At 69.5% G+C, this 14,822-nt stretch carries 15 protein-coding genes; 11 read left to right on the plus strand and 4 right to left on the minus strand.

Annotation, left to right across the window (positions count from 1 at the left end):
* Nucleotides 1-188 precede the first annotated feature (188 nt).
* Complete coding sequence (locus tag CS1GBM4_RS07545) at nucleotides 189-386, plus strand: hypothetical protein (RefSeq protein WP_186418093.1); 198 nt, start codon at nucleotides 189-191, stop codon at nucleotides 384-386.
* A 98-nt stretch (nucleotides 387-484) separates the two neighbouring features.
* Here CS1GBM4_RS07545 and CS1GBM4_RS07550 read toward each other — a convergent pair whose 3' ends face one another.
* Nucleotides 485-952, minus strand: a complete 468-nt coding sequence (locus tag CS1GBM4_RS07550; RefSeq protein ID WP_186418094.1) for a hypothetical protein — start codon at nucleotides 950-952, stop codon at nucleotides 485-487.
* Between the two features lie 214 nt (nucleotides 953-1,166).
* On the opposite strand from CS1GBM4_RS07550, the gene CS1GBM4_RS07555 reads away from it, so the two are divergent.
* From CS1GBM4_RS07555 to ccoS, 9 genes are all read left to right on the plus strand, one after another.
* Entirely contained in the window at nucleotides 1,167-1,823 is a 657-nt protein-coding gene (locus tag CS1GBM4_RS07555) for a helix-turn-helix domain-containing protein (RefSeq protein WP_186418095.1), read from the plus strand.
* A gap of 173 nt (nucleotides 1,824-1,996) precedes the next feature.
* Nucleotides 1,997-3,619 (plus strand): cytochrome-c oxidase, cbb3-type subunit I, encoded by a 1,623-nt coding sequence (gene ccoN / locus CS1GBM4_RS07560; RefSeq protein ID WP_244607126.1) that lies wholly within the window; start codon nucleotides 1,997-1,999, stop codon nucleotides 3,617-3,619.
* A gap of 9 nt (nucleotides 3,620-3,628) precedes the next feature.
* Nucleotides 3,629-4,393, plus strand: coding sequence for a cytochrome-c oxidase, cbb3-type subunit II (gene ccoO, locus CS1GBM4_RS07565; protein WP_186418096.1), 765 nt, complete (start codon nucleotides 3,629-3,631; stop codon nucleotides 4,391-4,393).
* Between the two features lie 8 nt (nucleotides 4,394-4,401).
* Entirely contained in the window at nucleotides 4,402-4,557 is a 156-nt protein-coding gene (locus CS1GBM4_RS07570; protein WP_186418097.1) for a cbb3-type cytochrome c oxidase subunit 3, read from the plus strand.
* A 3-nt stretch (nucleotides 4,558-4,560) separates the two neighbouring features.
* The gene (ccoP, locus tag CS1GBM4_RS07575) at nucleotides 4,561-5,445 is read left to right on the plus strand and encodes a cytochrome-c oxidase, cbb3-type subunit III (RefSeq protein WP_186418098.1); all 885 of its coding nucleotides are present in this window, start codon (nucleotides 4,561-4,563) and stop codon (nucleotides 5,443-5,445) included.
* A 1-nt stretch (nucleotide 5,446) separates the two neighbouring features.
* Nucleotides 5,447-6,901: a cytochrome c oxidase accessory protein CcoG gene (ccoG, locus tag CS1GBM4_RS07580; RefSeq protein WP_186418099.1), complete on the plus strand. Its 1,455-nt coding sequence runs from the start codon at nucleotides 5,447-5,449 to the stop codon at nucleotides 6,899-6,901.
* 20 nt (nucleotides 6,902-6,921) lie between these two features.
* Nucleotides 6,922-7,443: a FixH family protein gene (locus tag CS1GBM4_RS07585; protein WP_186418100.1), complete on the plus strand. Its 522-nt coding sequence runs from the start codon at nucleotides 6,922-6,924 to the stop codon at nucleotides 7,441-7,443.
* Nucleotide 7,444: 1 nt separating this feature from the next.
* The gene (locus tag CS1GBM4_RS07590) at nucleotides 7,445-9,643 is read left to right on the plus strand and encodes a heavy metal translocating P-type ATPase (RefSeq protein WP_186418101.1); all 2,199 of its coding nucleotides are present in this window, start codon (nucleotides 7,445-7,447) and stop codon (nucleotides 9,641-9,643) included.
* On the plus strand, nucleotides 9,640-9,810 hold the full coding sequence (gene ccoS, locus CS1GBM4_RS07595) for a cbb3-type cytochrome oxidase assembly protein CcoS (RefSeq protein WP_186418102.1): 171 nt from the start codon (nucleotides 9,640-9,642) through the stop codon (nucleotides 9,808-9,810). The genes CS1GBM4_RS07590 and ccoS overlap by 4 nt, the downstream gene beginning before the upstream one ends.
* Before the next feature lie 85 nt (nucleotides 9,811-9,895).
* On the opposite strand, the gene CS1GBM4_RS07600 is transcribed toward ccoS, so the two are convergent.
* The 3 genes from CS1GBM4_RS07600 to CS1GBM4_RS07610 all read right to left on the minus strand — a co-directional run bounded on the left by CS1GBM4_RS07600 (nucleotide 9,896) and on the right by CS1GBM4_RS07610 (nucleotide 13,713).
* Nucleotides 9,896-11,530, minus strand: coding sequence for an aconitase family protein (locus tag CS1GBM4_RS07600; RefSeq protein WP_244607109.1), 1,635 nt, complete (start codon nucleotides 11,528-11,530; stop codon nucleotides 9,896-9,898).
* Between the two features lie 231 nt (nucleotides 11,531-11,761).
* A complete protein-coding gene (locus tag CS1GBM4_RS07605; protein WP_244607110.1) occupies nucleotides 11,762-12,958 on the minus strand; it encodes a mandelate racemase/muconate lactonizing enzyme family protein in 1,197 nt (398 codons plus the stop codon).
* Nucleotides 12,955-13,713 (minus strand): GntR family transcriptional regulator, encoded by a 759-nt coding sequence (locus tag CS1GBM4_RS07610; RefSeq protein ID WP_186418104.1) that lies wholly within the window; start codon nucleotides 13,711-13,713, stop codon nucleotides 12,955-12,957. Before CS1GBM4_RS07610 ends, CS1GBM4_RS07605 begins: the two co-directional genes overlap by 4 nt.
* A gap of 74 nt (nucleotides 13,714-13,787) precedes the next feature.
* Between CS1GBM4_RS07610 and CS1GBM4_RS07615 the strand changes: the two genes are divergently transcribed.
* Nucleotides 13,788-14,819 (plus strand): succinylglutamate desuccinylase/aspartoacylase family protein, encoded by a 1,032-nt coding sequence (locus tag CS1GBM4_RS07615; RefSeq protein WP_186418105.1) that lies wholly within the window; start codon nucleotides 13,788-13,790, stop codon nucleotides 14,817-14,819.
* The last annotated feature ends 3 nt before the right edge of the window (nucleotides 14,820-14,822 follow it).

The raw sequence follows: 14,822 nt of genomic DNA on the forward strand, positions 1-14,822 counted from the left end.
CGGAATCGCCACGATTCAAGAGGCCCGGGCGCCGAAGGCTCTATGCGAATTCGCCGAAATCGGTACCATGAGGAACAATAAAGATCCGCTCACCCCCAGTCGGGTGTGGCGGGTCGCAGATAATTGCTGTTGCCTCGGCAGGCTCTCCGGAGGAGCGGGTCGGGTGCGACGCTCAGGGGGACGGGTTCATGGACGGCGAGGCCGCAGCCGAGAGCGACCGCTCGATCGTGGGCAATCCGATGCTGCTGCCGTTCTTCGATCTTTCGATCGACGAGATCGAGTTGCTTTGCCGGGTCCCGGCGGAGCCTGCCGGCGCGCCGGCAGGCCCGGCCGATGGCGCGTGGTTCGTGACTTTCATGGCTGCACGAAAGGAGCAGGCCCGATAGGCGAGGTGCTTCTTGTCACGCTCGGCATGCTCGCCATCGCGGCGCTGGCATGGTGGGCGACGAATCGATGGCGGCTCTGAGGGGCCGCCCGCAGGCGATCACGCCGCCGGATCGAGCCTGGCGCGGCCGCGCATCATCACGCGGTCGACCTGAAATCCGCCGCGCCTGAGCGCGTCATGGTCCTGCGGCCAGGCGGCCGAACGCTCCAGCGAGAGCGCGATCCGCGGCAGGTCGAGCTGCCCGGCGAGCTGGTTGGCGAAGCGCAGCAGCGCGTCGACCAGATGGGTCCCAGGCAGGCGCAGCATGGCGATCTCGGAGATCTCCAGCGTCGTGCCGCCCTCGATGGTGCTGCCGACGCGGAAGCCGAACACGGCGTGCGGCACGCCGCGGGCATCCCGCAGGGCGAAGACGCCGCGCGGCCGGGAGCCGTCCTGCGAGTGATCGCGAACGAAAACGGCCCAGGCGTCCGGCGTGACGTCTGGATGCAGAAGGGCGACCAGCCCATAGACGGTGTCGGCGCTGCTCGGCACGATGCGCGCGACTTCGAAGATGTCATCGCCCGTCACATGCGCACTCCTGGGTTCGGGCGGGTAGCGTGGTTTCCCGAGGCGCCCGGGCGCATTGATCTGGGTCAAATTTGGCCCCTGCGGCGAGAAGGGCGCTTTCTGCGTTTCCAGGCATAAGTTAGACTTCGCGCATGAGCAGGAAGGTCCGATCGTGAATTGTCAGCCCGCGCCGTGCAACGCCGTAGCCCAGGGCGACGGCGCATGTGGCAACTGCATGGTCCGCCTGGTCAGCGTCTGCGCGCCTCTGTCGGAGGAGGAGCTCGCACTGCTGGAATCGCTCGCGACTCCGACGCATTTCTCGTCCGGCGACACGCTGTTCGCGCAAGCGGCCGAGGCGCATTGCGTCTACAACGTCACCAGCGGTGTGGTGCGGCTCTACAAGCTGCTGTCCGACGGGCGCAGGCAGGTGGTCGGCTTCGCGCTGCCGGGCGATTTCCTCGGGCTCGCCATGCGCGACGCCTACGGCTTCTCGGCCGACGCGATCGGCGAGGTCACGGTCTGCGCGTTCTCGCGGGCAGCCTATACCGCGCTGGTCGACGCCAAGCCGCATCTGCTCAAGCGGCTGCACGAGTTCGCGACGCATGAGCTGACGCTCGCCCATGAGCAGATGATGCTGCTCGGACGCCGCACCGCCGAGGAGAAGCTGATCTGCTTCCTGCTCGGCATGCAGCAGCGCTGGGCGCGGCTCAGCAAGCCGTCCGTCACGGTGCCGCTGCCGATGACGCGGCAGGACATCGCCGATTTCCTCGGCCTGACGATCGAGACGGTGAGCCGCACCTTCACCCGCCTGGCGAAGGAGAACACGATCCTGATCGTGCCCGGCGGCGTGCGGCTGATGAATCCGGATCGGATGAACGCCGTCGCGGCCTGAACTGCGCCGTCGCGCCGCAGTGCACAATTCCGACCTCTTGACCTGAATCAAAGCCGTTCCGCCCCCCTGTCGCTAAGCCTCCTGCTGTTGGCGCGATTGCGCGCCGGTTGAAGAAGCGGGAGTCGGATGTGACGGCGACGACAAGCCCTGTCAGGCGGATGACGGTCGGCGAGATGATCGGGATGTTGATTGCGGCGGCCTGCGTGCTGCCGCTGATCCTGATCGCTGCCATGGCCGAGAATTCCGGTTACGCCTTCCACGCAGCGCTCGGCGCTGCCGCAGCGGCCGCCAGTGTGATCCTGATCGGCAATCGCTGCTTCGACGGGACGCCCGCCGCCCCGCCGCAGGAGATCGACGGCAGGCCCAACTACAATCTGGGCCCGGTGAAGTTCGCGACGGTGGCCGCGATGGTCTGGGGCCTCGCCGGCTTCATCGTCGGGCTGATCATCGCGCTGCAGCTCGCCTTCCCGGTGCTGAACTTCGACCTGCCCTGGACGAATTTCGGCCGGCTGCGGCCGCTGCACACCTCCGCGGTGATCTTCGCCTTCGGCGGCAACGCCCTCATCGGCACCTCCTTCTATGTCGTCCAGCGCACGTCGCGGGCCCGCCTCGCCGGCGATCTTTCGCCCTGGTTCGTGGTGCTCGGCTACAACCTGTTCATCGTCATCGCCGGCACCGGCTACCTGCTGGGCATCACCCAGAGCAAGGAATACGCCGAGCCCGAATGGTATGCCGACCTCTGGCTGACCATCGTCTGGGTCGTCTATCTCCTGGTCTTCCTCGGCACGCTGATGAAGCGCAAGGAGCCGCACATCTATGTGGCGAACTGGTTCTATCTCGGCTTCATCCTGACCATCGCGGTCCTGCATATCGGCAACAACGTCGCCGTGCCGGTCTCGATCCTGTCGCCGAAGTCCTACGGGCTGTGGTCGGGCGTGCAGGACGCGATGTTCCAGTGGTGGTACGGCCACAATGCGGTCGGCTTCTTCCTGACCGCCGGCTTCCTCGCGATGATGTACTACTTCGTGCCGAAGCGCGCGGAGCGGCCGATCTACAGCTACAGGCTGTCGATCATCCACTTCTGGGCCCTGATCTTCATCTACATCTGGGCCGGGCCGCACCATCTCCACTACACGGCGCTGCCCGACTGGGCGCAGACGCTGGGCATGACCTTCTCGATCATGCTGTGGATGCCCTCCTGGGGCGGCATGATCAACGGCATCATGACGCTGTCGGGGGCCTGGGACCGGCTGCGGACCGACCCCGTGCTGCGGATGATGGTGGTCTCGCTCGCCTTCTACGGCATGTCGACCTTCGAAGGGCCGCTGATGTCGATCAAGGCGGTGAACGGCCTCTCGCACTACACCGACTGGACCGTCGGCCACGTCCACTCCGGCGCGCTCGGCTGGGTCGCCTACATCTCCTTCGGCGCGATCTACTGCCTGGTGCCCTGGCTGTGGAACCGCAAGGGGCTCTACTCGCTCAAGCTGGTGAGCTGGCACTTCTGGGTCTCGACGCTCGGCATCGTCTTCTACATCTCGGCGATGTGGGTCTCGGGCATCCTGCAGGGCCTGATGTGGCGGGCCTACACCTCGCTCGGCTTCCTCGAATACGCCTTCATCGAGACGGTCGCGGCGATGCATCCCTTCTACGTGATCCGTGCTCTCGGCGGGGGGCTCTTCCTGCTCGGCGCGCTGATCATGGCCTTCAATCTCTGGATGACGGTGCGCTCCAAGGAGGCCGCCGACACGCCGGAGGCCCGTGTGCTGCCCCCCGGCCAGCTCGCCACCGCCTGAGGATCCGTCATGACGAGCATCGAACACAAGGCGCCGCACCGCTCGCTCTGGGCCAAGCACAAGATCTTCGAGACCAATTCGATCATCCTGGTCATCGGCGTGCTGCTGATGGTCTCGATCGGCGGCTTGGTCGAGATCGCGCCGCTCTTCTATCTGAAGAACACGATCGAGACCGTGCAGGGCGTGCGTCCCTACACGCCGCTCGAACTGGCCGGCCGCGCCATCTATGTCCGCGAGGGCTGCTACAACTGCCACAGCCAGATGGTCCGGCCGCTGCGCGACGAGGTCGAGCGCTACGGGCACTATTCGCTCGCGGCCGAGAGCATGTACGACAAGCCGTTCCAGTGGGGCTCGAAGCGGACGGGGCCGGACCTGGCCCGCGTCGGCAGCAAGTACTCCGACGAGTGGCAGCGGGCGCATCTCGCCGAGCCGCGCGCGATCGTGCCGCAGTCGATCATGCCGGGCTACCCCTTCCTGGCGAAGACGGACCTGACCTTCGGCGACATCGCCGGCGAGCTGCGGGCCAACCGGGCCGGCGGCGTGCCCTACACCGATGAAATGATCGCGCAGGCCGAGACCGACCTGAAGGCTCAGGCCACGCCGGAGCATCCCGGCCAGGCCGATCTCGAGAAGCGCTATCCGAAGGCGCAGTCGCGCGATTTCGACGGCAACCCCCAGCGCCTCACCGAAGCCGACGCCCTGATCGCCTATCTGCAGGTGCTGGGCACCCTGGTCGACTTCAAGCTCTACGACGACAAGGCCAACATCCGGTGAGCACGACGATGCAAACGACCTATCACTGGCTCGCCGGCTTCGCCCAATCGGCCGGCCTCCTCTACTTCGTCGCCGTCTTCCTCGGCGTCTGCCTTTACGCCTTCTGGCCGAAGAACCGCGCTCGCTTCGAGGAAGCTGCGCTCACCCCGCTGCGCGAGGACTGACCGATGGACCAGCAGCACGATGCCCCGCATGTCGACGCCGTCACCGGCCAGGCCACGACCGGCCATGAATGGGACGGCATCCGCGAGCTCAACACGCCGCTGCCGCGCTGGTGGCTCGGCATCTTCTACGCCACGATCGTCTGGTCGATCGGCTACTGGGTGGTCTATCCGGCCTGGCCGCTGCTGACCGGCGCGACCAAGGGCGTGATCGGCTACGCCAGCCGCAACGACATCACCGTCGAGATGGCGCAGCTCAAGGCGCAGCGCGCGGCCCGGGCCGCGGGCATGGCCGACGCCACGCCGGCGCAGATCAAGGCCGATCCGGCGCTGTTCCAGATGGCGGTGGCGCAGGGCAAGGCCGCCTTCGGCGACAATTGCGCCGCCTGCCACGGCGTCGGCGGCGTCGGCGGCAAGGGCTATCCCAACCTCAACGACGACGAATGGCTCTGGGGCGGTTCGCTGGATGCGATCCAGCAGACCATCCGGCACGGCATCCGCGTGGCCGGCGACAACGATACCCGCGTCAGCCAGATGCCCGCCTTCGGACGCGACGGAGTGCTCAAGCGCGAGGAGATCATCGCCGTCGCCAGCCATGTGCGCGAGCTCGCCGGCCTGTCGACCGAGGCCAAGGCCGACCTTCCGCTCGGCCGCAAGGTGTTCGCCGACAATTGCGCGGCCTGCCACGGTGCGGACGGCAAGGGCAATCAGGAGTTGGGCGCGCCCAACCTGACCGACGCGATCAGCCTGTACGGCATGGACATGGCGTCCCTCACGGAGACGATCAGCAACAGCCGCGGCGGCGTGATGCCGGCCTGGGCCGGGCGTCTCGACGACACCACGATCAAGGCGCTGACCGTCTACGTCCATTCGCTGGGGGGAGGACAGTAGCGTGACCACGACCGAGACCGATCCCGGCGATATCCCGCTCTTCGCGACGTCGCGGAAGGTCTACCCGCAGAGCGTGTCCGGACCATTCCGGCGCGCGAAGTGGCTCATCCTGATCCTGTGCCTGGGCATCTACTACCTGCTGCCCTTCCTGCGCTGGGATCGCGGCCCGCACCTGCCCAACCAGGCGGTGCTGGCCGATCTCGCCAACAACCGCTTCTACTTCTTCTTCATCGAGATCTGGCCGCAGGAGGTCTACTACTTCACCGGGCTGCTGATCCTGGCGGCCTTCGTCCTGTTCCTGATGAACGCCGTCGCCGGCCGGGTCTGGTGCGGCTATCTCTGCCCGCAGACGGTCTGGACGGATCTCTTCCTCGCGGTCGAGCGCTTCTTCGAGGGCGACCGGCGCGAGCGGATGCGCCGCGACGCCGAGCCCTGGGGCTTCGACGCGATCTGGCGCAAGGGCGCCAAGCATCTGGTCTGGCTGCTGATCGCCTGGTGGACCGGCGGCGCCTGGGTGCTCTATTTCGCCGATGCGCCGACGCTGGTGCGCGAGCTCGCGACCTTCACCGCGCCGCTCTCGGCCTATGTCTGGATCGGCATCCTGACCTTCACCACCTACACGCTCGCCGGCATCATGCGCGAGCAGGTCTGCAAGTACATGTGCCCCTGGCCGCGCATCCAGGCGGCCCTGACCGATGACGACGCGCTGAACGTCACCTATCGCTACGACCGCGGCGATCCGCGCGTCTCGGTCAAGCAGGCCGCGAGGCTGCGGGCGGAGGGAGCGCCGGCCGGCGACTGCGTCGACTGCTTCCAGTGCGTCGCCGTCTGCCCGACCGGCATCGACATCCGGGACGGCGCGCAGATCGACTGCATCCAGTGCGGGCTCTGCATCGACGCCTGCGATTCGGTGATGACCAAGATCGGCCGGCCGACCCGGCTGATCGCCTACGACACGGACGGCAACGTCAAACGCCGGCTGGCTGGGCTCGCCTCGATCTACAGGCCGGTGCGCCTGCGCACCCTGGCCTATACGGCGCTGATCGTCGTCGTCGGCGGGGCGATGCTCTGGCAGCTCGCGACACGCAGCACCGCCGGCATCTCGGTGCTGCACGAGCGCACGCCGCTGTTCGTCACCCTGAGCGACGGCTCGATCCGCAACGCCTATACGGTGCGCCTGCTCAACAAGCGCCCGGAGACGCGGCCCTTCGCGCTGACCGTCGCCGGGCTTCCAGGCGTCCGGATCGAGGCCGTCGGCGCCGCGCCGAGCGCCGATCTCCGGCCCATCGTGATGGTCGAGCCCGATTCCTCGCGGGAGGTGCGGGTGCTCGTCACCGTGCCGGCCGGCGTGCCGCTCGCGCCCTCGCAGCCGATCACCATCACGGCTTCCGACCTCTTCGCCGGCGAGACGGTGCGCGCGAGCGACCATTTCATGGCGCCGGGGGCCCATCCATGAGCTGTTGCGGAGTCATCATCATGCCCTACGAGAACCCGCGCCCGGCCGCACCACGCCGTCCCTTCGAGCTCACCGGGCGCATGGTCGCGGCGGTGCTCGTCATGTTCTTCGGCGTGGTGGTCTCGGTCAACGCGACGATCATGACCGTGGCGCTGCGGACGATGCCGGGCGTCGAGACGCGCAGCGCCTACGAGGACAGCCAGCGCTACAATGACGAGATCGCCCGCCAGCACGAGCGCGACGCGCGCGGCTGGACCGCGACGGCGGCGCTCGCCCGGCAGGGGGAGGGCGCGGCCCTCGCCGTGACCCTGGCCGATCGGACCGGCGGGGCGCTCTCCGGCTTCGTCACCACCGCGCGTCTGCGCCATCCCGCGACGTCCGCCCAGGACCGGGAGGTGACGCTGAACGAGAACGGGGCGGGGCGCTACGAATCCCGCTTCGACCAGATCCCGGCGGGCTCGTGGATCCTCGAGCTGCAGGCGCGCCGGGGGGACGAGGTCGTCTTCCTCTCGCGCAGCCGCGTCAGCCTCGCGGAGCACTGAGATGGCGGCGCAGGATCTCTCGGTCTTCGTGCGCCATCGCGACGATGGCGTCGCCAGCATGGAGCTGGCGGTCGACGGGATACGCTGCGCCGGCTGCATGCAGGCGATCGAGGGCGGGCTCTCCCGCGAACCCGCGATCCTCGGCGCCAGGGTCAATCTCGCATTGAAGCGGGTCTCGGTCGAATGGCGCGAGGCGCTGCTGCGGCCGGAAGCGGTGGTGGACAAGCTCGCCGCGCTCGGCTTCAAGGCCTACCCCTTCGTGCCGGAGCGTCAGGCGGACGGGGCGGCGAGCGAGGAGCGGCGCCTGCTGCGCGCCCTCGGCGTCGCCGGCTTCGCCGCGATGAACATCATGCTGCTGTCCGTCGCCGTCTGGGCCGGCAACAGCGGCGACATCGACCCGACGACGCGCGACTTCTTCCACTGGCTCTCGGCGCTGATCGCGCTGCCGACCGCAGCCTATGCCGGCCGGCCCTTCTTCGAGAGCGCGCTGCGGGCGCTGAAGGCCGGTGCCGTCAACATGGACGTGCCGATCACCATCGGCGTCGTGCTGGCGCTCGCAATGTCGGTCGCCGAGACCTGGAGCCATGGCCGGCACGCCTATTTCGACGGCGTCGTCATGCTGCTGTTCTTCCTGCTGATCGGGCGCTATCTCGACCAGCTGATGCGGCGGCGGACGCGCGACCTCGCCGGCAATCTGGCCGCGCTCAAGGCCGAGACCGCGACGAAGCTCGCCGCGGACGGCAGCTGGGTGGTGACGCCGATCGCCGCCATCGCCCCGGGCGACCGGGTGCTGGTGCGGCCCGGCGAGCGCGTCTCGGTCGACGGGATCGTCGAGACGGGCCGTTCCGAGCTCGACCAGAGCCTCGTCACCGGCGAGACCGCGCCGGCAGCCATCGGCCTCGGCGGCCGCGTCCACGCCGGCACGCTGAACCTGACCGGCCCGCTGACGGTGCGCGTCGAGGCGGCGGGCGAGGGCACGCTGCTCGACGAGATCGACCGGCTGATGGACCAGGCGGTGGGCAACCGCTCGCGCTATGTGCGGCTGTCCGACCGCGCGGCGCGGCTCTACGCCCCGGTCGTCCACACGCTGGCGGCGGCAACCTTCCTCGGCTGGCTGGCCTTCGGCCTGTCCTGGCCGGAGGCGCTGATGATCGCGGTGACCGTGCTGATCATCACCTGTCCCTGCGCGCTCGGCCTGGCGATCCCGGCCGTGCAGGTCGTCGCGGCCTCCGCCCTGTTCCGGCGCAAGATCATGCTGAAGGAGGGCGACGCGCTCGAGCGCCTCGCCGAGGCCGACGTCGCCGTCTTCGACAAGACCGGGACCCTGACGCTGCCGGAGCCGGAGATCCTCAACCCCGAGGCGCTGCCGCCCGAGTGGCGGAGCGAGGTCGGCGCGCTCGCGGCGGCGAGCCGGCATCCGCTCGCGCAGGCGCTGGCCCGTGCCCTCGGCGGCGCACCTTGCGGGGGCGATATTCACGAGGAACGTGGCCAGGGCCTGTCGACCGGGCAGGGCGAGGATGAGCGGCGCCTCGGCAGCGTCACCTTCTGCGGCGCCGAGGCGGAGGCCGCCGCTGTGGCGGCGGCTCACCCCGGCGCCTCGCTGATCGCCTATCGCCATGGCTCGCGGCGCACGGTGCTGGCGCTGGGGCAGGCTCTGCGCCCCGAAGCCCGCGAGACGGTCGCCGCTCTGCGGAGGGCCGGACTCGCGGTCACGATCCTCTCCGGGGACCGTCTCGAGGCGGTGGCGCCGATCGCGGCCGAGCTCGGCGTCGCCGAGCTGCATGCCGGCCTGCTGCCGGGCGAGAAGCTCGCCCTGCTCGAGCGCATGGCGGCGCAGGGCCGCAAGGTCCTGATGGTCGGCGACGGGCTCAATGACGCGCCGGCGCTGGCGGGCGCGCATGTCTCGATCTCGCCAGTCAGCGCGACGCATCTGGCGCAGGCGGCGGCCGACATCGTCTTCCTCGGCGACAGTCTGGCGCCGGTCCAGGCCGCGCTGGCGATCGCGCGCAAGGCGCGGCGGCTGATGCTGCAGAACCTCTATTTCGCGGTGCTCTACAATGCGGTCGCGGTGCCGCTCGCGATCGCCGGGCTGGCGACGCCGCTGGTCGCCGCCGCCGCCATGTCGGGCTCCTCGCTGGTGGTGACGCTCAATGCCTTGCGGGCCCGCGCAAGCGGGCCGGAACAGGAGGCGCGCTCATGAACATCATCGTCATCCTGTTCCCGCTCGCGCTCGGGCTCGGGCTCGTCGGGCTCGGCGCCTTCTTCTGGTGCATGCGCAGCGGCCAGTTCGTCGATCTCGAGGGTGCCGCCTGGCGCATCCTGCAGGACGACGATGCCGGCGGGCCGTCCCTGAGCGACGAGCGTTAGCTCGGGAACCGATCCGACCGCGAAATCCGTGCCGGTATATACGGCCCCGTGATCGGCCGACCACGGGTCGCGTCACGGGCGCAACTCAGGACAGCCAGGCGGGCAAACGGGCGGGAGCGACGCCGGTGAGGGCGGCCGCGATGCAATCCTCGAGCGTGCCGAGCCTGACGGTGCAGCCCGAGAGCCCCGGCCCGTAATGGGCGTATTTGCCGGAGTTGGTCAGGACCACCCTCGCACGCGCGGGGAAGACGGGGCGGGTGATCGAGCACCAGCAGAGGTCGGAGACGATCTCGACGCCGCTGGCCCGCAGCTTCGCCAGCGTCCCATCCTGTCTGGCCGCGGCCACGACGTCGCGGCTGGTGGTGACGATGAGGGAGAGCTGCCGCGCCAGAGGGCGGCCGCCGAGCCTGTCGGCGACGGCGCGGCACTCGTCGAGGGAGGCGTGGGGGCTGCCGATGGCGACGAGATCGACCTCGGACGGGCCGTCGTTCAGCTTGCGCCAGCCGTCGGCGAGAGCGCCCTGCGTGACGAGGATCACGTCCTCCGGCTCGCCGCCGAGGCTTTCCGCCTCCGGCGTGATGCCCGCGATATGCAGCATGGCTGCCGCCGAGGTCGTCCCGAAGGCGGCGCAGAGCGCCTTGAGATCGTCATGGGACGGGCGCGCCTGCGCGAGGCCCGTGATCAGCGGGACGCGGTCGGGCGAGGCCAGCCCGGCGAGATAGCCGATCAGCGGCCAGGCCGCGCCGTCGGCACCCTCGGGCAGCTCGATGCGGACCGCGCGGCGCGCCTGCCGGCCTTCGTCGAGAAAGGCTCCGGCGAGCGGGGCACGGCCGGTGACGGCGATGCAGAAATCCAGGAAATCCGGATGCTTCGCCGTCCGGGCCCCGAGCACGGAATTGGCGAAGATCACGGCATTCGATTCCGACCAGCCGATCGCCTCGCCGAAAGCCGGTGGATCGGGCAGGGCGTAAGGCGCGCAGGTGAAGCTCGGGCGGCAGCCCATCCGGACATAGGCGTCGGCGAGGCGCGCGGCCGGCTCGCCGAACGCCGGTGCGACGCCCTGCCGGCGCCAGTTGGCATGGTCGACGGAGATCGCGTTCATCGTCGTCGGGATGCGGACCTTCGCGCCGAGCGCCTCCATCGCCTCGGCGAAGATGAGATTGGCCGGGCCGGCATAGATGCAGCCGTCGACATGCGCCCGCGTGACGTCGACGAGCGCGCGCGCGCCCTGCTGGCAGGCCATGGCGCAGAGGATGCGCAGGGCCTGCTGCGCTGCCGGCCCCCCCGCCCCGTCCAGCATGCGCCGGTCGTCGGGAGAGAGCTCCAGATCCTCCTGCGCGGCCGCGGCGAGCGGAATCCGGACGCGCCCATGATCGGCCGATAGGGCGTCCGGCGCGATCGTCGCCTCCGTCGCGGAGGACAGGGCGGCGAAGGCCTCGTCAGCGAGCCGAATGACGGGGATGCGGCGTCCGAACATCTCGGCGGCGACGATGGCGCCGAGCGTCAGCGTGTCCTCGGGGGCGGCGAAGACCAGGGCGGCGGGATTGCGCCCCGAGAGCGCGAGCTCCAGCAGCACGCCCGAGCCCGAGCATGAGCCTCGGCTGGTCGGCATCATCACCACCGCTCCGGCGAGCGAGGCACCATGCGAAGGGTGGTGCACGTCGATGACGATGCCGGTGGCGGGGTCGACGCCGCCCCAGAAGCTGAGAGGCTCCCGCATGACCACGAGCGGCCCCGCGGCGATCCCGGGGACGATGGCGGTCCCATTCTCCTGTCGCTGGGCTGAAGTCATGGCGCGGGTCGGCGGGTACAGGTGGGAACGGGACGAGGCCGCGCGACGGATCATCCGCCGACGCGGCCTGCTTCATTCCGGTGGTGATAGCACCGAAATTCGGGCGCGTATCGCGGCCGCCCCCGCGGTTGGCCGGAAGCGGGTCGAGCGTCGCCGCCGTCAGGCGAAGAGCGCGTCCGGGTCGGGCGTGTACCTGGCGAGCTTGTCGCGGTCGATGGTGACGCCGAGGCCCGGCAGATCGGGAATCGTCAGCCAGCCGTCCTCGTCGAGGGCGAAGGGCCTGGCGAGGATGCCGTCGACATAGGGGCTGCCGCCGATGAACTCGACCAGATCGGCATCCGGGAAGGCCGACGCCATCTGCAGGTCGGCCGCAAGACCGAGCGCCGTGTTCCAGCCATGGCCGACATATTTGACGCCGAGATCATAGGCCATCCAGGCGATGCGCCGCTGCTCGGAGATGCCGCCGACCTTGGTGACGTCGGGCTGGACGATGTCGAGCGCGCCCGTGGTCAGCCAGGGGATGAAGCTCTGGCGCCGGGTCAGCACCTCGCAGCCGGCGATCGGCACCGGGGAGGAGCGGCGCAACTCGCGGTAATCGTCGATCGCGTCCGGCCGCACCGGCTCCTCGAACCAGCCGACCTCGTAATCGGCCAGCATCTCGGCGGTGCGCCTCGCCCATTTCAGCCCGTGCGGCCAGAGCGCGTCGCTGGCGCCGGCATCGACGAAGAGCCGGGAGCGCTCGCCAGCCGCTTCGCGCGCGGCGCGCACGATCGCCTCGTCGAGCCTGGTGTCGAGCGCGCGCCCGAACGGGCCCCAGCCGATCTTGAAGGCGGTGAAGCCCTTGTCGCGATAGCTCGCGACCACCTCGCGCATGGCGTCCGGCTCCTCCATCAGGAGCGAGCAATAGGGCTGTACGCGCTCGCGATAGCGGCCGCCGAGCAGCCGGCCGACGCCGAGGCCGGTGGCCTGGCCGAGAATGTCCCAGAGCGCGATGTCGATGCCGCTGATGGTATGGGTCAGCGTGCCGCCGCGGCCCATCCAGAAGGTGTTCTGGTGCAGCTTCTCGCTGACGAATTCGGGCGAGAGCGCATCCGCGCCGAGGAACAGCGGCGCCAGCACCTCGAGCCCGGCCTGGACGAGGCGCCCGTCGGTGAAGACGCTGCCATAGCCGGTCAGGCCCTGGTCGGTGTGAACCGCGATCAGGGCGTGGATCGAATCCTCCGGCCGGATCTCGGCCGACCAGCCGCCCTTCGGGCTCTCCCCGAAGAGCGGGGCCGCCTCGATCCGGGTGATCCTGAAGGGCGGCAGCCCTGCCGGGCGGGCTGCGCGCGTCTGCCGAAGTGCCTGATCGTTCACTGTGCGTCCCTTTCCCTGCGGCGCCTGGCGACGATCGCCTCGTAGTCCATCGCGTGGTTCATCACGGTGATGTGCTCGTCGAGCGTGCGCCCGATCGCCTCGATGTCGCCGGCCTCGAACACGGCGAGGAGATCGACATGCTCCTCGACGACGCCGGCCATCGGCTTGCCGAAAGTGGCGAGGCCGAAAATGATCGTGCATTGCGGCGCCAGCGTCTCCCACAGGTCGAGCGTGACGCTGTTGCCGCCGAGCCGGCAGAGCGCGCGGTGGAAGCGCGTATCGGCGACGGCGACGCCATAGGCGTCGCCGCGAGCCGCCATCAGCTCCATCTCGGCGACCGCGCCGCGCAATGCGTCGAGATGGCCGCCGCGGTTGCGGCCGGCGGCGACGGCGCGGGCGGTCGCGCTGGCTTCGAGCGCGATGCGGGCCTCGATCAGATCAGAGACCCGCTCATTGGTGACGGGCCGCAGCCGGATGCCCTTATAGGCCTCGCTGACGACGACACCCTGGCTTTCCAGCAGGCGCAGCGCCTCGCGCACCGGCACGCGGCTGACGCCGAGCTTGCGGGCGAGGTCGACCTCGACGATGCGGTCTCCCGGCAGGATCAGCCCGGCGGCGGCGCCCGCGATGATCGCCTGGATGGCGCGGTCGACGAGCGTCTGCGGCTGGAGCGGCTGCCAGTCCGGAGGCGGGCTTCCCGCGCGCTCTCGCGCCGCGCTCTCGACTGTCGCTTCACCTCCGGCTGTCTCCGGCATTCGAATCTCTCTCGCTTGACACGTCGTCTAATCGTATACAATCATACGCAGACAAGGGCAAGGAGGGGCTCGCCATGTCGTCCACAAGCCGGGTTCGCTGCGAAGTCGATCTCGAAGCGAATGGCCGTCAGGCCGGCTATCTGCGCGCCCCGCTTTCCCGCAACACCTCCGGCTGGGGCGTCGTCGAGATCCCGATCGTCAGCGTGAGGAACGGCAGCGGACCGACCATCCTGTTCACCGGCGGGGTCCATGGCGACGAATACGAGGGCCCGATCGCGATCTCGCGGCTGGCCCGCAGCCTCGACCCGGCCGCGATCCAGGGCCGCGTCATCATGATCCCGGCGCTCAACATTCCTGCCGTGATGAACGACACCCGGCTCTCGCCGGTCGACAACCGCGACATGAACCGCTGCTTTCCGGGCAATCCGAAGGGCACTTTCTCCGAGATGCTGGCCCATTTCGTCGATGCGATGCTGCTGCCGCTCGTCGACGTCTCCGTCGATCTGCATACGGCGGGCCACTCGGGCGATTCCGCGCTCTCGACCAACATGCACTATGTCGCGGACGCCGCCCTCCGCGAGCGCACCATGGCCGCTGCCGCGGCCTTCGGCGCGCCCTATAATGTCGTGTTCTGGGGCGTCGACGAGGGCGCGACGCTGACCTCGTCGGTCGAGCGCCGCGGCATCCTCTCGCTCGGCACCGAGCTCGGCGGCTGGGGGCGCGTCAATGTCGAGGGCGTGCGCATCGCCGACCGGGCCCTGACCAACATCCTCAGGCATTGCGGGCTGATGGAGGGCAAGCCGGATACGCGCCAGCGCGACGGGTCGGCCGGCACGCGCCACATGATGGTGCGCGATCCGGCCGGCTATTCGTTCGCTCCCGCCGGCGGGCTGTTCGAGCCGCGCAACGTCGTCGGCGACGCCTGCCGGGCCGGCGAGCTCGCCGGCTACCTGCATTTCGTCGAGGACATCGACCGCGCCCCGCTCGAGGTGCGCTATCGCCGGGACGGCGTGCTGTGGATGTCGGCGGGGCCCGGCCGCGTGCAGCGCGGCGATGCCGTGGCGGTGCTGATGGAGGATTACGACGCGCAGCGCGCCGCAGCCTGAACG

Origin of the sequence: Allobosea sp. CS1GBMeth4, from assembly GCF_900185715.1 — a bacterium.
Lineage (GTDB): Bacteria > Pseudomonadota > Alphaproteobacteria > Rhizobiales > Beijerinckiaceae > Allobosea.